The organism is Phycisphaerales bacterium (assembly GCA_020852515.1).
GTDB lineage: Bacteria > Planctomycetota > Phycisphaerae > Phycisphaerales > UBA5793 > UBA5793.
In genome coordinates this window covers 172,931-193,112 of the sequence record JADZAS010000015.1, presented here as the reverse complement: position 1 = coordinate 193,112, position 20,182 = coordinate 172,931, and the positions used below count along the sequence as shown (strand labels likewise).

General features: G+C 64.9%; 18 protein-coding genes. 8 read left to right on the top strand and 10 right to left on the bottom strand.

The genetic code is table 11. The features are described from left to right. Positions 1–14: 14 nt before the first annotated feature. A complete protein-coding gene (locus IT430_10685) occupies positions 15–887 on the bottom strand; it encodes a hypothetical protein (protein MCC6908397.1) in 873 nt (290 codons plus the stop codon). 174 nt (positions 888–1,061) lie between these two features. Further along, on the bottom strand, positions 1,062–1,301 hold the full coding sequence (locus tag IT430_10680) for a hypothetical protein (protein ID MCC6908396.1): 240 nt from the start codon (positions 1,299–1,301) through the stop codon (positions 1,062–1,064). A gap of 166 nt (positions 1,302–1,467) precedes the next feature. On the opposite strand from IT430_10680, the gene IT430_10675 reads away from it, so the two are divergent. From IT430_10675 to IT430_10660, 4 genes are all read left to right on the top strand, one after another. Continuing rightward, complete coding sequence (locus tag IT430_10675) at positions 1,468–2,397, top strand: DNRLRE domain-containing protein (GenBank protein ID MCC6908395.1); 930 nt, start codon at positions 1,468–1,470, stop codon at positions 2,395–2,397. A 122-nt stretch (positions 2,398–2,519) separates the two neighbouring features. Beyond that, entirely contained in the window at positions 2,520–3,683 is a 1,164-nt protein-coding gene (locus IT430_10670) for a Re/Si-specific NAD(P)(+) transhydrogenase subunit alpha (protein ID MCC6908394.1), read from the top strand. Then, positions 3,680–4,027, top strand: a complete 348-nt coding sequence (locus IT430_10665) for an NAD(P) transhydrogenase subunit alpha (GenBank protein ID MCC6908393.1) — start codon at positions 3,680–3,682, stop codon at positions 4,025–4,027. The genes IT430_10670 and IT430_10665 overlap by 4 nt, the downstream gene beginning before the upstream one ends. A gap of 66 nt (positions 4,028–4,093) precedes the next feature. Continuing rightward, positions 4,094–5,533, top strand: coding sequence for an NAD(P)(+) transhydrogenase (Re/Si-specific) subunit beta (locus IT430_10660; GenBank protein MCC6908392.1), 1,440 nt, complete (start codon positions 4,094–4,096; stop codon positions 5,531–5,533). Between the two features lie 30 nt (positions 5,534–5,563). Here IT430_10660 and IT430_10655 read toward each other — a convergent pair whose 3' ends face one another. From IT430_10655 to IT430_10645, 3 genes are all read right to left on the bottom strand, one after another. Continuing rightward, complete coding sequence (locus IT430_10655; protein ID MCC6908391.1) at positions 5,564–6,307, bottom strand: hypothetical protein; 744 nt, start codon at positions 6,305–6,307, stop codon at positions 5,564–5,566. A gap of 28 nt (positions 6,308–6,335) precedes the next feature. Then, complete coding sequence (locus tag IT430_10650; GenBank protein MCC6908390.1) at positions 6,336–6,908, bottom strand: type II secretion system protein; 573 nt, start codon at positions 6,906–6,908, stop codon at positions 6,336–6,338. A gap of 228 nt (positions 6,909–7,136) precedes the next feature. Further along, on the bottom strand, positions 7,137–7,706 hold the full coding sequence (locus tag IT430_10645) for a hypothetical protein (protein MCC6908389.1): 570 nt from the start codon (positions 7,704–7,706) through the stop codon (positions 7,137–7,139). A 192-nt stretch (positions 7,707–7,898) separates the two neighbouring features. On the opposite strand from IT430_10645, the gene IT430_10640 reads away from it, so the two are divergent. Both IT430_10640 and IT430_10635 read left to right on the top strand, forming a co-directional pair. Continuing rightward, a complete protein-coding gene (locus IT430_10640) occupies positions 7,899–8,351 on the top strand; it encodes a low molecular weight protein arginine phosphatase (protein ID MCC6908388.1) in 453 nt (150 codons plus the stop codon). Further along, on the top strand, positions 8,348–8,818 hold the full coding sequence (locus IT430_10635; GenBank protein MCC6908387.1) for an RpiB/LacA/LacB family sugar-phosphate isomerase: 471 nt from the start codon (positions 8,348–8,350) through the stop codon (positions 8,816–8,818). Before IT430_10640 ends, IT430_10635 begins: the two co-directional genes overlap by 4 nt. On the opposite strand, the gene IT430_10630 is transcribed toward IT430_10635, so the two are convergent. Next, a complete protein-coding gene (locus IT430_10630) occupies positions 8,800–11,367 on the bottom strand; it encodes a ComEC/Rec2 family competence protein (GenBank protein MCC6908386.1) in 2,568 nt (855 codons plus the stop codon). The two genes, IT430_10635 and IT430_10630, sit on opposite strands and share 19 nt — an antisense overlap. 107 nt (positions 11,368–11,474) lie before the next feature. Beyond that, positions 11,475–13,034, bottom strand: coding sequence for a VCBS repeat-containing protein (locus IT430_10625; GenBank protein MCC6908385.1), 1,560 nt, complete (start codon positions 13,032–13,034; stop codon positions 11,475–11,477). A gap of 213 nt (positions 13,035–13,247) precedes the next feature. Between IT430_10625 and IT430_10620 the strand changes: the two genes are divergently transcribed. Further along, on the top strand, positions 13,248–13,733 hold the full coding sequence (locus IT430_10620; protein ID MCC6908384.1) for a peroxiredoxin: 486 nt from the start codon (positions 13,248–13,250) through the stop codon (positions 13,731–13,733). A gap of 29 nt (positions 13,734–13,762) precedes the next feature. On the opposite strand, the gene IT430_10615 is transcribed toward IT430_10620, so the two are convergent. Genes IT430_10615 through IT430_10605 form a run of 3 tightly spaced genes read right to left on the bottom strand, consistent with a single transcriptional unit; the run spans position 13,763 to position 18,550 of the window. After that, on the bottom strand, positions 13,763–15,328 hold the full coding sequence (locus IT430_10615; GenBank protein MCC6908383.1) for a VCBS repeat-containing protein: 1,566 nt from the start codon (positions 15,326–15,328) through the stop codon (positions 13,763–13,765). Positions 15,329–15,352: 24 nt separating this feature from the next. Continuing rightward, positions 15,353–16,945 carry a hypothetical protein gene (locus tag IT430_10610; GenBank protein ID MCC6908382.1) on the bottom strand — a complete coding sequence of 531 codons (1,593 nt, stop codon included), beginning with the start codon at positions 16,943–16,945 and terminating at the stop codon, positions 15,353–15,355. 24 nt (positions 16,946–16,969) lie between these two features. Beyond that, on the bottom strand, positions 16,970–18,550 hold the full coding sequence (locus IT430_10605; GenBank protein MCC6908381.1) for a VCBS repeat-containing protein: 1,581 nt from the start codon (positions 18,548–18,550) through the stop codon (positions 16,970–16,972). Positions 18,551–18,842: 292 nt separating this feature from the next. Here IT430_10605 and IT430_10600 point away from each other — a divergent pair, with 292 nt between their 5' ends. Then, entirely contained in the window at positions 18,843–19,988 is a 1,146-nt protein-coding gene (locus tag IT430_10600) for a TIM barrel protein (GenBank protein MCC6908380.1), read from the top strand. The last annotated feature ends 194 nt before the right edge of the window (positions 19,989–20,182 follow it).

Sequence of the window (20,182 nt, the reverse complement as noted above, 5' to 3'; positions counted from 1 at the left end):
CGCGGTTCGCGTTGTCAGCTCTTCGAGCGGAATGCCTCCTGCAGATACACGGTGTCCACGCCCGCCGGCGCCGTCTTGCCGGTTGCCCAGTTGTACAGAATGGCTTTGAACACGACGTCCGCCGCGCTCGTGAATGCCGTGGTCATGACCACGATCGCCACGCCGACCACGACGACCAGCACGAACAGGGCCGTGCTGCCTGACTGCCAGGCGAGAAACCCGAGCACGCCGCAGATCAGCATGACCGGCAGCATGACGAGGAAGGAAAGCAGGCCAAGCGAGAAGTTGCCCACGAGCGCCGTGCCCCACGTGCTCTTGAGGGTGGACATCGACTTGCTGAACGCCGCGTAAGGGCCGGCGCCGTCGAGCACGATTACGGGCACCACGAAGTAGGTCATCGCCGTCCACGCCGAACCGAGCAGGGCGGCGATCCACTGGCCTGCTTTCTCATTGGCATTCTCGACCACCTTGAGCAGCACGCCGATCACCGCCGAGACGAGCGACCAGCCGAGGATCTGCGGCAGGCGCTTGCCGGCCATCGACATCCCGTAGCCCACCGTGGGCGCTTTCCCTTCGAGCACGCGGAACGCGCACGCCGTCAGCCCGGCGTTGAAGAAGATGATCACGAAGTAGTTGGCGAAATAGAACGCGAAAGCGACGACGTAGAACAGCACCGGCGGACCACCCTGGGCGCCGCTTTCGCGGTCCATGAACTCCATCCACTGCTCCAGTGTGCCCGTGCCCCAGAGCGGGATGAGGAAGGACGCGAGCACCGCCAGGGCGGCAAAGGTCGAGATGATCGGAAAGACGATCAGTTGCTTGAAGTCCCAGATGATGCCGTAGCTCATCTTCGCGAACTCCCAACTGCGGCCGATGGATGAGAACATCGCAGGCTCCTTGGTGAGGGGGCGGATCCCGATCGCGGGTATTAGAACACGTTCGGCCGGCCATTGCAAGCAGCTGGAAGGAGTTTTCCCGTTCCCAGTCCCGCGGCGGGTCTAACGCAGCCGCGACCGGACTATGCACCCGAACTGAGTGAATGGCGTTACCGGTTATCGGGCTTAACGCCAGAACGCAGGGTGCTCCCTTGCGCGCTCTTCAACCGGGTACGACTCGGGCGGATCGGATGTGTAGCGGGTCTGCCCGTCGGGGCCGGTCCACATGTAGAACGAATCGCAACCCGAGACCGCCATCGCCGCCAGCATGGCCACCGCGAGGCAGCATTCGGCCCAGTGGCTGGAGAGAAATGCGCTGAGCCGCCGGCGGCGATCACTTTGGCGGGATGGGTTCGCCTTGCACATCTCATCTCTCCAGCGCGGCGTGTCCGCACGAATAGGACAGCGCCCCAAAGACGGTATTCCGACCCGACAGCGGCACCCGCCTCTTCCGACCCTTGCGTTCCCCTTCGATTTCCTGTATCCTCAGAACGATTCCAAACCACGAACCGACCACCGGAGGAGAGAACCCATGCGCCCCACGACCGCCTTGACCTGTCTGCTTGCCGCCAACGCATTCACCGCCGCAGCCCGCACCCAGAGCGTCGTTACGCTCTATCCGACCGCCGACGCCCACACCCGCGACGTTGCGCCAAACGAGAACAACGGCTCATCAGACGTGATCTGGATCGGCCGCGGCTCATTCTGGGGCTTGGGCAACATCCGCACCTTTGTGCGCTTCGACCTGCTCGACCTGCTGCCGGGCAACTCGAACGCGATTACCGGCGCTGTGCTGAGCGCGTACCAGTTCGATACCGAGCCGGCCGCGGGCGGGCTCGACACAAACGTCCACAAGGTCACCTCCACCTGGGATGAGAGCACCGTCACCTGGGCCAACCAGCCGGCTTTTGCCAGCCAGGTCTGGGCCACGGCCCAGACGGGCGACAGTTTCTACACCGGCTGGATCGACTGGGACGTGACCGCTCTCGTGCAGGATGAGATCACGAGCCAGTCGCACCAGGGCTGGATGTACAAGAACACCTTCGAAAGCGCCGGTGCTTCGCGCCTGGGCTACTTCCACAGCCGCGAGTATGCCGCGGACCCCTCGCGGCGCCTCCAACTCAACGTGGAGACGGCGCTGGGCGATGCGCCGGTGATGACGCTGGCTTACGACAGCCTCACCGCGGGCCAGACGACGACATTCGATGTGACCGGCGCGACGCCCGGCCAGCGGGTCCATTTCATCTACAGCCTGTCCGGTCTGGGCGAGCAGCGCGTGAACCAACTGGGCGTCACGCTCGGCCTGCGCAATCCGACCAGCGCCGGCGACGCGGTGGCAGACAGCAACGGCCACGCGTCTTTTGCCCGCCGCATTCCGCCGGGCGCGGCCGGGCGCGGCGTGTGGATTCAGGCGGCACAGCAGGGCGGGGTCTCCAACATCGCCGCCGCCAGGGTACAGTAATCTCACCCTGATCATCGCCCGAGACAGCCAATCCGGCTATTGCGGACTGGCATAGCCGATTCGCCACCCTAGCATAGCGCGGCACGCTGTTTCATCGCCGTTTTCCTTCATGGGAGGGCAACGTGATCACACTTGGCATTCCCAACGAGAGCCGCTCGGGCGACCAGCGCGTCGCGCTGACTCCCGACGCCATGAAGCGGCTCAGCCGCGTCGGCATCAAGGTGCTGCTCGAATCCGGCGCCGGCCTTGAAGCCGGCTTTGACGACAAAGCCTACGAAGGCGCTGCCGTCGCCGCCGACGCGAACGAGCTGTGGAGCACCAGCGACGTCGTCGCGATGGTCGGGGCGCCCACACCGGGCGACGTCGAGCGCATGAAGCGCGGCGCCGTGCTCATCGGCATGCTCGCGCCGCTTCAGAATCCCGAAATCGTCAACGCCTGCGTCTCTGCCGCCGTCACGGCCATGGCCTACGAACTCGTGCCGCGCATCACCCGCGCCCAGGCCGTCGATGTTCTCTCGGCCATGTCGAGCCTGGCGGGCTACAAGGGCGTGCTGCTCGGCGCGACGCACCTGCCCCGGCAGTTCCCGATGATGATGACTGCTGCGGGCACGATCAACGCGTCCAAGGTCTTCATCATCGGGGCCGGCGTTGCGGGACTGCAGGCCATTGCGACCGCCAAGCGTCTGGGCGCCGTCGTCGAAGCCTATGACCTCCGCCCGGCGGTCAAGGAGCAGGTCGAGAGCCTCGGGGCCCGTTTCATCGAGTTCCAGATCGAAAAGAAGGAAGGGCAGGGGGGGTACGCCGCCGCCCAGAGCGAGTCCGAACAGCAGCAGCAGCGCCAGCAGATGCACAACGTGGTGATCGGGGCCGACGTGGTCATCACCACTGCCGCCGTCCCCGGCCGGCCGGCGCCCAAACTGATCGATGAAGACATGGTGCGCGGCATGAATCGCGGCTCAGTCATCGTCGATCTCGCCGCGGAGACGGGCGGCAACTGCACGCTTACTGAGCCCGGCCGCATCGTTACCAGGCACCATGTCACCATCATCGGACTGACCGGCCTGCCTGCGACGATCCCGTACCACGCGAGCCAGATGCTCAGCCGTATCCTCACCACGCTGCTGGGAACAATTGCCGACAAACAGGGGAACCTCACCCTGAACTTCGAGGATGAAGTCGTCGCGGGCATGACTGTGACGCACGACGGGGAAATCGTTTCGCCTCGCGTGCGCCAGGCACTGGGCCTGAGCGCCGTGGCCACCGCGACTCAAGGAGCCGCCACATGACCGGTGCATGGAACATGATGTCAGTGCTGCTCGCGCAAGACGCGACGCCCACGACGCGCTCGGCGCTGCTGATCGCGGTGCTGTTCATCCTGGTGCTCGCTTCGCTCTACGGATTCGAGATCATCCAGAAGGTGCCGGCGACGCTGCACACCCCGCTGATGAGCGGCTCCAACGCCATCTCAGGCATCACCATCGTCGGCGCGCTCATTTGCATTATTCACATGGAGCCGGGCCACTGGACCGTCACCGTCCTGGGCTTTCTCGCCATCGTGTTTGCGATGATCAACGTCGTCGGCGGCTTTCTCGTCACCGATCGCATGCTGCAGATGTTCAAGAGGAAGTGATCCCGAGTTTGACAGCCGGCCGCATATCAGTGCGGCGTCGGGTCTTGCAGGTTTGGATTCCACCACATGCTCCACCTCGCCACTATCGTCACGCCCATGCCGCTGTGGGTTGAATTGACTCAGGACATCGCGTATCTCGTCGCGGCGGTCCTGTTCATCTTCGGCATCAAGCAACTCAGCTCGCCGCGCACCGCGCGGCGCGGCAACATGACCGCCGGCGTCGGCATGCTCCTGGCCATCGTCGCCACCCTCTACATCCAGAGCGCGATGAGCCTCATCTGGATCATCTCAGGAATGGTCGTGGGCTCAGCCGTCGGCGCTGTTCTGGCCATCCGCATCCAGATGACCGCCATGCCCCAGCTCGTGGCGCTTTTCAACGGATTCGGCGGTCTGGCGTCGGTGCTCGTCGTCGGCAGCGAATACCTGCGCCGCTCGGATGACATCACGCTGCCCATCACCTTCGACCAGGGCCTGACCATGGGCCTGAGCGTGCTCGTCGGCTGCGTGACCTTCACCGGCAGCATGGTCGCATACGGCAAACTGCAGGGCCTCATCGCCGGCCGGCCGCGCCAGTGGACCGGGCAACTCATCGGCAACGCGCTGATGTTCGGCCTGTCGGTCGTCGCCAGTTTCTGGATCGGCCTGGACAACACGGCCGGCTGGACGCTGCTGATCATCGCGGCTCTGTCATCCATCCTCGGCGTGACGCTGACCATCGCCATCGGCGGGGCGGACATGCCCGTGATGGTCGCCCTGCTCAACAGTTACTCCGGCATCGCCGCGTGCGCCACGGGCTTCATCCTCGACCCGCCCAACAAGGCGCTGATTGTGTCGGGCGCGCTCGTGGGCGCCAGCGGGATCATCCTCACGTCAATCATGTGCAAGGCGATGAACCGCAGCCTCGCCAACGTGCTCTTCGGAGGGGTGGGCACCGATGACAGCACCGGCGCCGCCAGCCAGCAGCACGACGACCGGCCCGTGCGCACCGTGGACGCCGAAGAACTCGCCATGATGCTAGATGGGGTGCGCAAGGTCATCATCGTGCCCGGCTACGGCATGGCCGTCGCCCAGGCGCAGCACGCCGTGCGCGATCTGTACCACTTGCTCCAGAAGGCTGGTACTGAGGTCTATTTCGGCATCCATCCCGTCGCCGGCCGCATGCCCGGACACATGAACGTGCTGCTGGCCGAGGTGGACATTCCTTACGACCGGCTGCTCGATCTCGATCAGTGCAATCCCGAGTTCGAGACGGCCGAGATTGCGATGGTCATCGGCGCCAACGACGTCGTCAATCCTGCAGCGCGCCACGACAAGTCGAGCCCGATCTACGGCATGCCGATTCTCAACGTCGATAAGGCGCAGACCGTCATCGTCTGCAAGCGATCGCTCGCCGCAGGCTACGCGGGCGTCGAAAACGAACTCTTCCTCGCGCCCAACACGCTCATGTTCTTCGGCGATGCCAAGAAGTCGATCAGCGATCTGAGCAAAGCGCTGACCGAGCAGTAGGGCGCTCAATCAGCGCCGCACGTGCCGTCTTCAGTTGCGAGGATTGATCGACTGACCGCGGCGGATCTTCGTGAGATCGAGCATGAGCCGGGCGATGGCGCCGCGCTGCACGGCGGGCACCTTGCCCGAGACCTCGGTCTCGTAGAGGTTGAAGATCATGTTCACCCCGCGCGGATCGACGGTCGAGCCGATCTCTTCGCTGGCGTGCTCCTGCTCGCGCTTGCCTTGGCGCTCCATCGCGGCCATGCGCTCGGCGTCGCTGATGTCGCGCTCCCGGCCGGAGAAGCCGTCGCCGATCTTGTCCAACTCCAGCAGCAGGTTGCGCAGAAAGGCCTCGCGCTCGTCGGCGGGCACGTTCGTGTACTCCATCGCCGACTCGGCGAGGAAATCGACGGCCAGTCGCCGCATGTTCTCTTCGATCTGCTCGCGCAGTTTGAAGTTCAGATCGGCGATCAGTTCCGAAAGTTCGGCCGCGTCCTCTTCGTCGAAGTCGCGGAATCGATCGAAGAACTTCTGGAGGTAACTGATCCGCTCCCGAGGCGTGAGGCGGTTGAAGTCTTCCGCCATCGCGAACGTCGCGACCTCGTGCAGATCGTCGCCCATCACATCCGGCTCGGGCAGGGGGAGCATCGCGAGAATGCCCAGCACGGCCCCGCCCGCAAGCACGAGGCCGCCGCTGATGCTCATCGCCCAGATGGCGCGCGGCTCGCGCAGAAAGCGGCCCTGCTTTCGCAGCGCCTCGCCCCAGCCGGAGATTGCATCACGCCAACTCATCGATCACCTGCATGCGAAGATTCGATCATCACTGGCGCCAGCGCGGATTCGTCCAGTCGCGCAGCGACGAGACCGATCCATCCCACCACGACGCGTTCTTACCCGTTTCATCCAGCGGCACGTGCCAGCCTTCGGCATCGGCCATCACCGGATACTTCTCCGGCGAGAACTCATAGAACTTCGTCACCACCCGGGCCACGGATCGCGGCGGATCGCCCTTAAACAACTCGCGCGCCCACATGATCCAGCCCGGCCAGTAGTCGTAACTTGAGCCGAGCTGCTCGGCCACACCAGTATTGTCGTCAGGGCACGTCCAGACCGGATCGCCGTCGATGTAGCGCCGCAGCGCCTTGAGCATGTCCGACTGGTCTTCCTCGCCATTCTGTTTCGAGAGCGGGATGAAGTAGGGCAGGATCCCGTCGCTGTCGCCGAGGTAGTTCGTCAGGCCGATGGCGATCTGGTGGAGATTGGAGGCGCAGGCGGTGCGCCGGGCGCTCTTGCGGGCCCAGGAGAGACTGGGCATGAGCATGGCGATGAGCAGGCTGATCAAGCCCATCACCACCAGCAGTTCGAGCAGCGTGAAACCCCGCGCGTGGCGCATCGACTCGGTCCCCTTCAGCAGTCGGCTGCCTCTTTAACCAACGGGTCGCCCGGATGTTGCGTCGGCAGCCGAACCAGGGGATGGTACGCGTCGCGGGCCAAGCGCTCCGCGGCGCAGCCTTCCACGGGGCTGAGGTTCTGCGGGAGCCTTCGCGTCGTCATTCGACCCCAGATTCTCATGACCGAAGGGAGGCTGACTGGGCACGCCTCTGATTCGATGCCTCGGTGCCTATTCCCTCAGATGCTTGAGCAGGGCATCGATGATCGCGCCATCCCAGGTGAGGCTGATGGCGCCGTCGTGAAACACCTCGACCAGCAGCGGCGCGACATCCGAAGTGATGGCGATATCCTGGCTCGGCTCGCTGCCGTTATTGAACAGCGAGCGGACCATGTCGATGAGCAGCCGCGTCTCGCCGCGCGTCACGGCCAGGGCGTTGCGGGTGTTCTGGTTCAGTGCGGCCAGAGCGTCGATTTCCCGCCATTCTTCATCCGCGGCGAGATCGAAGGCGACGCAATCGATCACGGCGCGCCACTGGCCGACCGGAATCACCAGCACTTCGCTCAGGTGAATGCGATCGAGCGCCTGCTCGAGGAACTCGGCCAGTTCTGCCTTGGGATGCTCGACCACGACGGCATCGGGATACGGCTGCACCTTGCTGGCGGCATCGCGCACGTGCAGCGTCTTGAGGCGAGGCTGCGGTTCGATCTCAAGGCGCGTCAGGCCCGCCTCGTCCGTGGCCTCGATGAGTCCATGTTCCTGAAGACCGGGCAGAACCTCACGGTACTGGACGAACTCCACCAGGCAATCTCCGCAACACAGGTCTTTTGCGCGTCTGCGGCCGACGGCGCGCCGGCCGATTACAGACAGTCTATCGTGGCCCGCGCCCGGAGCCAACAGTCATTTCACTTCGTCAGACAGGATGCGCAAGACCCCGCCTCTGGCCATATCGTTCAAGGTCGCAGGGAAGTCCCAGGCGCTGGAGCTACGTCGATGAAAGGCCGGACCCTCCTTTTTGTCTGCACCGGCAACACCTGCCGCTCGCCCATGGCCGAGGGTCTGGCCCGGCATCTCCTTGCGCACGGGCTGCTCGAAGGCGATCGCCACTGGCAGATTCAGTCCGCCGGGGCGTGGGCGTCGCTGGGCAGCCCCGCCACGCCCGAGGCCATTGCCGCCATGCAGCACATCGGAGTAGACATCTCCACCCACCGCTCACAGCCGCTCACGCGCGACCTCATCGAGTGGGCGTCGGTCATCATCGGCATGTCGCAGTCGCACCTGGACCAGGTGCTCGAAATCGATCCCGCGGCGGCGCCCAAGCTGCGGCGCCTCAACCCCGACCAGGACATCCAGGATCCCATCGGCCAGACGCAGGAGGTCTACGATCAGACCGCGCGAGAGATCAAGCGGCTGCTGCAGGCGAGATTGAAGGAACTGGCGCGGTGAAGATATTCGTCGGTGCCGATCATCGAGGCGTTAAGGGCGCGCTGGAGGTTGTCGAGATCCTGCGCTCGCTGCGCCACGAAGTGCAGTACATTGGCCACCTCGACCAGACGAGCGTGGACTACCCCGAGCAGGCTTACCTGGTGGCTCTGGCCGTCGCCTCCGGCCGGGCCGACCGCGGCGTGCTGCTCACCGGCAGCGGAATCGGCACCTGCATCACCTGCAACAAGATCAAGGGCATCCGCGCCGTCGTGGGCTACGACTCTTGGGCCGCCGAAATCAGCCGCGCCCATCATGACTGCAACGTCCTCTGCATCCCCGCCGATCTCGTCGGTCCCAATGACCTGCGCAAGATCGTCATCAAGTGGATCGAGACCGAGTTCGAAGCCGGCCGGCACGAGCGCCGCCTGCGCAAGGTCCGCCTGGTCGAAGAGGGCAAAGACCCTGCCGACTACCGCGAAGGCGACTGACCCGGCTCGGAAGATTCCGATGGAGCAAGGTGGGTGTGCACGCGAGGCGGCTGGCCGCGATCCAGTTCGATGACCGTCGCGCCGTGCACGGCGGTGATGTAGCGCTGCCGAGAGGCAAGTTCATCCACCCAGCGGTCGCCGATGAGCCGGCCGTCGGCCGTGCTCTGCAGCACGATCTGCGGATCGACCATGCGGACGAATTCGGCGCTCATCTCCGACCAGCTGCCGTGGTGCGGCAGTTCCATGATCGTCGCCTTCAGTTCGCCGGCGTCGCGGCTGTGCATGAGTTCGACGAGCCCCGCGCCCTGGATGTCGCCGGTGAGCAGCAGGCGGTGCGCGCCGCATTCGACGCGCACGACCATCGAGGCTTCGTTGCTCGCGCGGTACACGCCGTCCGCCGGCGGGTGCATCCACGTCCAGTGCGACTGGCCGAAGTCGGCCTGATAGCCGGCGTCGGCGATGATGAGTTGCACTCCCAGCCGCTCGGCCTCATTCACCACCAGCGCGATCGGGCCGAGCGGATCGCTCGCGGCCTGGTTCATCATGTCGGAGGTGATGAGCAGCCGCCTCGTGTGCAGTTCGCTCATGACTTCGATCGCCGCGGCGAAATGATCGACGTCGCCGTGGCTCAGCGCGAGCGTCTGCACTTCGAGGATGCCCAGCCGCCGCACCGCGGGGATGATGGTCGAGTCGCCGATGCCGAGGTAGTTGCCCGAGCCGGCGTCAAACATCACCGCCTCGCCGCCGCTCTCGACGATGTAACATGAGCCGTTGCCGACCGCGAGCATGATGATTCGGTCTCGCTGGCGCATCGGATTGAACCACTGCGGCAACTCGGCCCGCAGCAGCCACGCCGTGAACGCGAGCACCAGGCACGGCATGGCCCAGCGCCGCCACCGGCTGGCAAACGCCCCGGCCGGGAAGCGGATCCAGCACACCAGAGCCGCCGTCACCGCAACGGTCCACAGCACGCCCGGCGGCTGGACGGGAATGGTCGAGAGCGGCAGGCGATCGACGCGATCAACCAGCCCGATGAGCCCGTCGGTCGCGATGGCCAGCACCGGCGCAATCAGTACGCCGACGCTGGGCAGCAGCACGGCCGTGAGCGCCTTGAGATAGCCTGCGGTCAGCGCGATGTGCGTGAGCAGCATGGCGGGCAAAGTGGCCAGCGGCGCCAGCGGGCAGATGACGCCGAAGTGATGCGCCGCCAGCGGCGTGGCCACGAGCCAGGCGACCACGGTGGCCGTTACGATGGTCTTGCCCTGCTCCAACAGTTCATCGGCGGGGCTGAGCAGTTCGGTGTCGCGCGTTTCGCCGAAGAAATGCCGGCGCAGGTGCGGCGTGAGCGTGATGAACGCCAGCACCACGCCGAAACTTAACTGCGCGCCAGGCGCCGCGATCTCGCTGGGCTTCCAGAGCAGCACGACGATGGCGCTGATGGCCCAGAGGTTGAGGTGATCCAGCCGCCGGCCCGCCACGCCCGCGCCCAGAAACGCCAGCGACATCACACCCGCGCGCCACGCCGGAACGCGCGCGGGCACGATCGAAAGGTACGCCACCACCAGCAGCGCGATCACCAGCCGCTCGACCGCCGGCGGCCAGGAGAAGAGCCGCACGAGCATGAGCCCGGTCAGCACGAGGATCGCCAGGTGCATGCCCGAGATCGCCAGCAGGTGCGCCAGGCCCACGCGCGTAAACGACTTGTCGAGCCCGTCGAGGCCCGGGCCGCGCTCGCCGAGCATCAGCGCCGCCAGCAGCGCATCGCGCTGGGTTTCGTCGGTCTCGGGCAGGTCCTGGCGAATCCATCCCGCGGCGCGCTGCCGCAGGTCGCTCTGCCAGCGGCGCAGGCGCCACACCCACTCGCTTTCCACGCCGAGTTCGACCACGCTCTCTTCCGTGGCGACGTCGAAGAGGCCCGCCAGGCCCTGGGCCCGGGCAATTTCGGCGAGATTCGTCTCACCCGGGTTCATCGCCGGGGGAAAGGCTCGCACCATGCCGATGAGGCGCAGCCGGTCGCCGATGTTCCAGTGATAGCCCGGCCCGCTTACGCGCACGAGCACCACGCCGCCCATGGGTTGGCTCGTACCATCGCTGCGGATGGCCTGCTGCACATCGAATCGGAAAACCGTGATGGGCTCCTGAAAGCCGTAGCGACCCAGCGAGCCCCGCCCGGGCGTCTTGACGGTCGGCGGGCTGGCGATGCGCCCTTCGATGTGCCAGAGATGATCGCGGTCCGTCACCATCGCGGCGATGGATGACGGGCTCGCGCGATGCTCGAGCAGCGTCGCCCAGCACGCGCTCAGCGCGATCAGGGCCGCGCCCAGCAGCAGCGGCGCGGGGAGAATCGGCTCGCGCCGGCGCCAGAAGGCGCTCAGGACCATCCCCGCCGCGGCGGCGGCAGGCGTGAGCCAAAGCCAGAGCGAGCGGATCTCGAAGACATTGGCGATGAGCACCCCGGCCGCGAGCAGCGCCAGCACCACCACCGGCCGCCGCGACACCTTCACCGCGCTCGCCTCCGCCGGCGCCGAGAGCGCGGCATCAGCGGCCACGGCGCTCTCCGTGGACAAACGATCCGATGATGTATGCAGCCACGCTCATCACCCAGTCTGACCGTAGCCATCGAGCGCAGTGGCCGCAAGTGCCAGGCGCGGGGCGGTTACGGCATGATCACGAGTTCAACCACGTTGGAAGCAGCCGGCCCTGATGCATTGCTTACATCCACCGCCTGCAGCCACAACGGTCCCGGACGGATTTCCTGCGGTATCTCGACGGCGAACTCCGCCACACCCTGCGCGTTAGAGACCGCAGCGCCAAGATGGTGGATGCGGCGATTGAGGTCGATGCAGATGCCCAGTTGCTGGACATACGTGCAGCCATTTCCGGTGATCGAGCCGAGCAGATGGACGCGGCGGTCCGTCTCGCGGACATACACCTGCAGGCCGGCGACGGAGCCGCGAGCAACTTCATAGAGTCGTCTCGGAACGGACAGGTGCAGCAGCAGGTCGTTGCCTCCGTGCACGGTCACGCCCGCCGGCGAACCGACGACCAGGTCGTCGCGACCGTCGTTGTTGATATCGCCTGCAGCGATTTCGTTGCCGTACGATGGCCAGACCGCGCTGCTGGACTGCACCCAGTGAATCATGCGGTCCGAAATCGGATCGAGGACATCAATCCCCGTCCGTTCGAAGTCGCTGTAGGTCTCGAAGAGCAGCTCCGGACGGCCGTCGCCATCCACGTCGGCAAATGTGCCGGGGATGACAAACGAGGTCGAACCCTGGATCACCCGTAGCTGATCTACGGCCTGCCCGTTGACGCCCGAGCAGACGTAGACGAACTCGCCATGGACGTCTGACGGCGTGATCACATCGGGCACCAGATCACCTGTGAGATCGACACCAGTGGCGAGCGCGTAGCCGAAATCTCCTTCATTGCCCCAACCCGGCGCATCCGAGTGCCAGAGTTCGTCCAGTGTTGCGCCCGAGAGCATGGTCAGACCGTATGACGTGGGCTGCGCCTCGCGCTGGCCGACGACGATGTCGCCGACGGTGTCTCCATTCACGTCACCGGCGTTTCGAATTCGGCGCGGCCAGGGCAGCGCTGCTTCGCCGATCAGTTCGCCGGTTCGGCCGCTGCGCACCGCGATCGACCCGCTCTGGGCGTGGCGTGCGACGTACGCGAAGTCCGGCACGTCATCCTGGTCTACGTCGTCCAGTCCGGTTGCATCGATGCCCAGCAGATCCCCGGCTGAAGCACCTTGGAAGCGGTAGATTTGATCGCCCGTTCGGCCGGAGAACACTTCAACCACTCCGGTGGCGCCGTTCACATCGGGGCGACCAATCAGAAGATCATCCGCGCCGTCACCGTTGATGTCGTCGATGAACACTCCCATCAGACTTGACGCATAGGCCGTGCCCCCGTCAAACACATCTTCGCCGGCGCGACTCCACAACGTGGTCCGCTCGCGTCCAGAATAAATGAACCACCTTCCGACCGTGGCGCCGTCGGCGACAAAGCCGGGGTCGCCGATGAACAGATCCGCCCAGCCGTCGCCGTCGGCGTCGCCCGTGGCCACGCTCACGCCGAACTGAACCGACCCGCCCGGCGGCTCGATGACCAGCGGCATGCCGGACTGAGCCAGCGCGGGCGCGACCAGCGCCGCCAACACAACAGACACCATCAGATGCGACAACGATTGGAACAGCCTGCGCAAAAACATGAGATGGCTCCTTCTGCGCGGCCAGGTCTGTGGTGGTTCCGCATTGGTTGGGGCCGAAAGCTCAGCCCGGGCGGTGTTGCCGGCAGGGGGTGCCGGACGAAAGGCCGCGCTCGTCCGGAGCCTATCCTGAATGCCTCGGCCGAGCAAGTTCACGGTAGCACGTTCCGGTCAGAAACTGGACGCCCCGGGCTTCGAGATGACAAGGAATTCATCATGTCCAATCGGCCGCGCATCAAAGTCGGCGATCCGGCTCCGGACTTCACCCTGCCCGATGCGCAGGGACGGGCCGTGCGCCTGCACGATTACCTCGACTCGGGCTGCGTGGTGCTCTTTTTCTATCCAAGGGACGGCTCGATGGGCTGCACGCGGCAGGCCTGCTCGTTTCGCGACGGGCACGAAGCCTTCGCCGACGCCGGCGCGACGGTGATCGGCATCAGCAGCGACACGAGCCAGTCGCACGAGAGCTTCGCCCAGCGCCACCACCTGCCCTTCACGCTGTTGAGCGATCGCGGCGGCAAGGTGCGCCGCCTGTTCGGCGTGCCGCGCACCTTCGGCCTGCTGCCCGGCCGGACGACGTACATCATCGACCGCCGCGGCGTCGTGCGGCACATCTTCGATTCACAGTTCCGCCCGACGGCGCACGTTGAAGAAGCGCTGCGCCTCGTGAGGCAACTCAACGATGAGGCGCGACCGGAGTGAATTGAGCTCGCGGCACATGTGATGCGCTCCTAAGGCTGCACAACTTGCAGCTGCATCACGTTGCTCGTGATGGGCCCGCGGCCGGGGTCGTTGACGTCCAGCGCCTGGAGCCAGACGGGGCCGAGTGGCATGTTGAGCGGCACCTGCACCGTAAAGTGCGCCACGCGCTTAGGGTCGGTGATGGCCGCGCCGAGGCGGTAGATGCGCTGATCGAGATCGATGCAGATGCCCAGTTGCGGCACGAACGTGCACCCGTTACCGGTGATGGAGCCGAGCAGGTGCACCGTGCGCCCCGGCGTGCCCCCGCCGACGGTGAAGTCGTAGGGCTCACCGACGGAAACTTCGTAGTTGTCGCGGCGCCGCTCAAAGTTGAGCAGCAGGGGGCTGCCGCCGAAGACGGGCACTCCATTTCCACCCGAACCGATGATGAGATCGTCCGCTCCGTCGCCGTTCACGTCGGCCATCGCAATCTGATCCGCCGAGTTGAGGTCACCGCCCGTTCCGACGATCGAGTGCAGCACGCGGCCGGTGAGCGGGTTGACCACATCGATGCCGAAGCTGCTGCCGTATCGTGCGGCGGCGAGGTCCGGGCGACCATCGGCGTTCACATCGCAGAACAGCAAAGTCCGTCCCCAGTCCGTTCCAGGGAGAGGTGCCAGATACGAGACGACCGTTTCACCCGTTGCGCCGGAAAGGATCATGATCGTGTCACGACTCGACACCCACAAAGCCACATCGGGCACATCATCTCCGGTGAGGTCGACCCCGGCTGCAAGCCCCGCGCCAGCGACCAGCCCGACAGGCTGAATGACCTGCCACAGCGCCTTGCCGTTGGCGCCGGAGACGGCAAACTGCCGGCTTGTGAGAAAGTTGCCAAAGCCTCCCTGGTAGGTCGCGAGGATGAGATCGGGTACGTGATCGCCATTGAGATCGCCGGTTCCAGCCAATCGGCGCGTCGACCAGTCGCCCGGCGGGTCGATGGCAAGCAGCAGATCAGCTGTGGCGCCGCTGCGCACGTAGGTCAGTCCACGCGATTCGAGCTTGCCGGTATAGGCGAAGTCATCAACGTGATCGCCGTCGAGATCGCCGATTCGCGCCACGTCGTAACCGAGGTCTTCCCCACGCTCGCCGACGTACTGGCGAATCAACTCACCCGTCCGCCCCGAATAAATCTGCACGACGCCAGCGAATTGCCTTGCTTCGTGCAGGCCGAGAAGCACATCGTCGCGACCATCGCCATCGAGATCGGCAATGAAGGTCACACTGGCGTCGGGCTCGAATACCCCGCCATGGGGCTCCGAACCGAGCACGCTCCAGAGCAGCGAGCCGTCGCGGCCGCTGTACATGGACCAGCGGCCGACCCACTCGCCATCCCGTTTGACGCCCGGATCGCCAACAAAGATGTCGGGGAGGTCATCGCCATCGGCATCGCTACCGCTGGCAAGTACGCGCCCGAAGCTGACTGCGCCTTCGGGTGGCGTAATGGTGTATGGCAGTCCGTCCTGCGCCAGTGCGGATGCGGAGGATCCGATGAGAACCAGAACCCCGTATGTAAACACGGCAAGCGAAACAGAGCGCCGAAGCGTGTACTTCATGATTGTCTCCGTCAGCGGTGCTGGTCAGTCCGTTACTTCGAGCTGCATCACGTTGCTGGTGATGGGGCCGCGCGTCGGGTCGGCGGGATCGACGGCCTGGAGCCAGATGGGGCCGCGGGGGATGCGGGTCGGAATGTCGACGGTGAAGTGTGCGACGCGATCGGAATCAGTCGTTGCATGACCGAGGTTGTAGATGCGTTGATCAAGATCGATGCAGATGCCCAGTTGCTGGATGAAGGTGCAGCCGTTGCCGGTGATGGAGCCGAGCAGGTGAATCACGCGGCCCGGTTTTCCGCCGCCGACGGTGAAGTCGTAGTACTGGCCGGGGGTGATGTCGTAGGTGAAGACGCGCTGGGCGAAGTCGAGCAGCAGCGGACTGCCGCCGATGACGCGCACGCCGCCGCCGCGCGAGCCGATAATGAACTCATCCGCCCCGTCGCCATTCACGTCGGCGACCGTCATCTCGTTTCCCGCCCACAAGTTGATCACTCTTGCCCAAACGCCGACTCCCGAGTGGATGACCCTTGCTGTCGATGGGATCAGGGCATCGACGGCAAAATACGTGATGCCGAGAGACATGCCAACGACTTCGCTTCGCCCGTCTCCATTCACATCCGCCAACGCAAGCGTGCTGCCCCAGTAATGCGAGTATTCGTTGTCGGGAAGGGGAATAAGCCCAAGACGCTCTCCGTCCGCTCCCGAAAACACGGCGACGCCGATCTCGTAGAACTGCTGCCAGGTGGCAATGTCAGGTATTCCATCGCCACTCAGATCTCGTCCGGCCGCCATCGACCAGCCGAAACTGCTCACGGCGCGCGGATTGAGCTGCTTGACGAGGTATCGCCCGGTGCGGCCGGAGACGGCGAACAGCCCGCCGTAGGTCGGGGCCCCCGGATAGCCTCCAATGAACGTGCCGATGACGAGGTCCGACACGTCGTCTCCGTCCATATCGCCGCCATCGACGATGCGCCGCGGTTTCCATGGCGGTGGTGGGGTGATCTGTCGAATCACCTCGCGCGTGGCGCCGCTGCGCACGATGACAAAACCCGCATCTTCCGCGCGAGCGACGTAGGCGTAGTCGGGTACGCGATCTCCATCGATGTCACCCACGCCCGCGACATCGCGGCCCATCTGGTCGAGTGGTTCAGCGCCCATGTACTCGGCTAACAGGACTCCCGTCGCGCCGGAGTAGATCTGCACGAGACCGCGCGATTCATTCGCCTGGCGCAGGCCGATGATCACGTCATCGCGATCGTCGCCGTCGATGTCGCCGATGAAATCGGCGCGGGTGTACGGTTCATCCTGCTGAGCCTGCGGCCGATTGCCCGCCGCGGACCAGAGGAGCGATCCGTCGCGGCCGCTGTACATCGCCCAGCGGCCGATCCAAAGGCCGTTTTCCATTACGCCGGGATCGCCGACGAATATGTCGGGCCGTTGGTCTCCGTCCGCATCGCCGCCGCTGGCAACCACGCGTCCGAAACTGACTGCGCCTTCGGGTGGCGTAATGGTGTACGGCAGGCCGTCCTGCGCCATTGCCGTTGCGGACGATCCAATGAGAACAAGAAGGCTGGACACCAGTCCATCATGCCATGCCGTGCGCTGAAGTCTGCTCTTCATGGTTGTCTCCGTCAAGAGTTAATTTCAGTCGACGACTTCGAGCCGCATCACGTTGCTGGTGATCGGGCCGCGACTCGGGTCGGCGGGATCCACGGTCTGGAGCCAGACAGGGCCGAGTGGAATGTTGAGCGGCACCTGCACCGAAAAGTGGGCCACGCGCTCGGGGTCGGTGACCGCCGCGCCGAGTCGGTAGATGCACTGATCGAGATCGATGCAGATGCCCAGTTGCGGGATGAACGTGCACCCGTTGCCGCTAATCGAGCCAAGCAGGTGCATCGTGCGCCCCGGCGTGCCCCCGCCGACGGTGAAGCCGTAGGGCTCGCCGCGAGTAAGGTCGTAGTTCGTGATGCGGCTGACCAGGTTGAGCAGCAGGGGGCTGCCGCCGAACACCTGCACGCCGCTTCCGACTGAGCCGATGACGAAGTCGGCGGAACCGTCGCCGTTCACATCGGCCACAGCCATCTCGTTGCCGAAGTAGTAGGAGAACCAATGACTCGGATTCAATCCCTCCGCCCAGTGGAGAATGCGGGCCGTGCGCGGATTGACGACATCCAGGCCGAATCGCCCGTCCGACAGTCGCATGCCAACGAGGTCGAGTTTGCCGTCGGCGTTGACGTCGGCGAGGGCCATGTTGGAACCCCACTTGTTGCCGATGCTCGGTGGGATATGTGATGCGACGATGTGGCCGCTGGCGCCGCTGATGACGACGATCTTCTCGTCGGGCCACCGACGCGAAAGCACGTCGGGAACGTTGTCGCCGGTGAAGTCGGTTCCGGTAGTGATGTTGAATCCGAACCCCCAGTCCGCCTGAACGTTGTTCCACAGCAGTTCGCCGGTTCGACCCGAAAAGGCGAACACCTCTCCCGCCATCGCATTGCCGCTTGGGATTTTTCGCGTACCGACCACGATGTCCGAAATCGTGTCGCCATCGAGGTCGCCGCCGTCGCGAACCTGACTGGCCGGGTATCGACTGGCCGGGCTTTGCAGCAGCGGCACGCCGGTGGCGCCGTTGTAGACGACGACCGACCCCGGCGTCTGCGCATCAGTGATGATGGCGAATTCGGGAACCCGATCGCCATTGAGATCGCTCAGGCCGGTGACGTCTTTTCCGAATTTGTGCTCAGGCCCCGCGCCGGCGTATTCGAAGATCCGATCGCCGGTGCGTCCGGACAAGACGTACGCGACGCCGGCGCGCGAGTCGGCCGTTGGCACCCCGACGATCAGTTCGGCGCGCTCATCTCCATCGAGATCATCGATGAACGCGCCCACGATGTTGTACTCCTGAAAGCTCTCGCACGGCCGCTCGCCCGTCACGCTCCAGATCATCGACCCATCCGCGCCGCTGAAGACGAACCACCGGCCGACAACTCCGTTCTGATTCGCGTACGCCGGATCGCTCACGAAGATATCAGGTAGCCCGTCGCCATCAATATCGCCGCCGCTCGCGACGGAGCGGCCGAAGTCCACGGAATCCTGGGGCGGCTCGATCGTGTACGGCAGACCGCCCTGGCCGAGGGCCGGCCCGGCGATCACGGCACCGAAGACCAGCGCCGCCATGCTGTTGCCGATTCGCTTGGCCGCATGAGACTGCAGGGTCGCCGCCATGACCGACTCCTTCTTTCCGATTGAATTTGCCTGCCAGGCGCCATCGAGGCAAAGCGCGCCCCGCCGGCTCCTGGCCATGATACTGGATTGTCGCAAAAACCGCAAGAGAAAAGCGGACCCCCACGGCCGGGGCTCGAGAATTCGGCCCCGCCACGAACTCCCATTCGCCCGCGCGCGGCGGCGCGGTTCCACGTGAGTGTCAGATTGGGCGGAAACGTCCGCCGGAATCGCCCAGCCGCAGCCAGTATACTGCGCCCCTTGCGGCACGACGCCGCCGGCAGGAGGAAGCGCCATGCCCATGCTCGATTTGCGTTCGCAGGCTGTTCGTCGGGACCCGGCGGCGATGCTCAGGCATCTTCAGTCGTTCAATCTCGATCTCAAGTTCTCCGCGGGGATCTGGTTTTTCTCGCCGGCACATAGCCGCTTTCACGCGAAGTACCAGCCGGATCGCACCATCGAGGAGCGACTGGACATCGCGGCGACGCTCGCGGACCACGGCCTGGGCGCGCTCGAAGCGCATTACCCCAACGAGATCAACGAAGACAACGTCGAACTGTGGAAGGCGTTCAGCCGCGACACGGGCATTCGATTGCTGACCGTCATTCCGCTGCTCTTCTGGGATGAGCAGTTCGAGTGGGGTTCGCTTTCGAGCCCGCTCAAAGAGCCGCGGCGCAATGCGATCGAGCGCACCAAGGGTGCGCTGCGGATGAATCGTCAACTTGACACGGACTTTGCCGTGGTGTGGCCGGGCATCGACGGGTATGAGAATCCGTTCGGCGTGGACTTTGCGGCGATGCGCGATCGGTTTGCCGAAGGTCTGGCCGAGGCGATGGACGCCGAGCCGGGCGTGCGCATTGCGTTCGAGCCCAAACCCTACGAGCCGCGCGGCCGGATTCTCTATGGCACGACGCCCGAGGGCGTGCTGCTCGGCCAACAGGTTGAGTTGATGCTCAAGGCGAAAGAGAATCGCCGCCTGCTCGATGATGGCCACAAACTCGTCTGCATGAATCCCGAAGTCGGCCACGTGCTCATGGGCTTTGAAGACCTCGCGTATGCGTTCAGCTGGCCGCTCAGCGAAGGTAGGCTCGCGCACAGTCACTGGAACAGCCAGCCGCTTGGCAACTACGACCAGGATCTCAACGTCAGTGTGCTTTCACCCGAGCAGACCGAGGCATTGCTGTACACGATGAAGATGTACGGCTATACCGGGTATTTCGGCATCGACATCAACCCGGAGCGCATGCCGGTCGAAATCGGTCTGCGCAACTCGATGGATGCCTTGCGGGCCGCCAATGATCGCATCAACGGGCTGGATCATGAGGCGATTCTCTTCTCGCACGAGCACCCGGATGAGTCGCGCGGCTGGCTGGAGGCGCACCTGATCCGCGCGCGGGCGGGCCACGCCGCGTCACTGCGGCCGGTGAAGCGGCCATTATGAGACGCGCGGCTGCATCGTCGCGCGGCGATGGCATAGGGTGAATCCCTGTACATCTTCCAAAACCACGAAACCGCCGAGACATCTGCAGCGCATCTCCCATCAAATGCGAATGAAGAGCGTTCGACAGCGCCCGGCGCCGTCGAGCCGGTCCGCTTGCGGCGGGCCTCCAGAACACCATTCGATCAACCTTCTGA

Bases quoted from the DNA above. Each gene is read 5' to 3' on its own strand.
- IT430_10625 (MCC6908385.1), bottom strand. From the start codon at position 13,034: ATGTTTTTGCGCAGGCTGTTCCAATCGTTGTCGCATCTGATGGTGTCT.
- IT430_10655 (MCC6908391.1), bottom strand. From the start codon at position 6,307: ATGAGTTGGCGTGATGCAATCTCCGGCTGGGGCGAGGCGCTGCGAAAG.
- IT430_10675 (MCC6908395.1), top strand. From the start codon at position 1,468: ATGCGCCCCACGACCGCCTTGACCTGTCTGCTTGCCGCCAACGCATTC.
- IT430_10605 (MCC6908381.1), bottom strand. From the start codon at position 18,550: ATGGCGGCGACCCTGCAGTCTCATGCGGCCAAGCGAATCGGCAACAGC.
- IT430_10680 (MCC6908396.1), bottom strand. From the start codon at position 1,301: ATGTGCAAGGCGAACCCATCCCGCCAAAGTGATCGCCGCCGGCGGCTC.
- IT430_10640 (MCC6908388.1), top strand. From the start codon at position 7,899: ATGAAAGGCCGGACCCTCCTTTTTGTCTGCACCGGCAACACCTGCCGC.
- IT430_10685 (MCC6908397.1), bottom strand. From the start codon at position 887: ATGTTCTCATCCATCGGCCGCAGTTGGGAGTTCGCGAAGATGAGCTAC.
- IT430_10600 (MCC6908380.1), top strand. From the start codon at position 18,843: ATGCCCATGCTCGATTTGCGTTCGCAGGCTGTTCGTCGGGACCCGGCG.
- IT430_10615 (MCC6908383.1), bottom strand. From the start codon at position 15,328: ATGAAGTACACGCTTCGGCGCTCTGTTTCGCTTGCCGTGTTTACATAC.
- IT430_10610 (MCC6908382.1), bottom strand. From the start codon at position 16,945: ATGAAGAGCAGACTTCAGCGCACGGCATGGCATGATGGACTGGTGTCC.
- IT430_10620 (MCC6908384.1), top strand. From the start codon at position 13,248: ATGTCCAATCGGCCGCGCATCAAAGTCGGCGATCCGGCTCCGGACTTC.
- IT430_10665 (MCC6908393.1), top strand. From the start codon at position 3,680: ATGACCGGTGCATGGAACATGATGTCAGTGCTGCTCGCGCAAGACGCG.
- IT430_10650 (MCC6908390.1), bottom strand. From the start codon at position 6,908: ATGCGCCACGCGCGGGGTTTCACGCTGCTCGAACTGCTGGTGGTGATG.
- IT430_10660 (MCC6908392.1), top strand. From the start codon at position 4,094: ATGCTCCACCTCGCCACTATCGTCACGCCCATGCCGCTGTGGGTTGAA.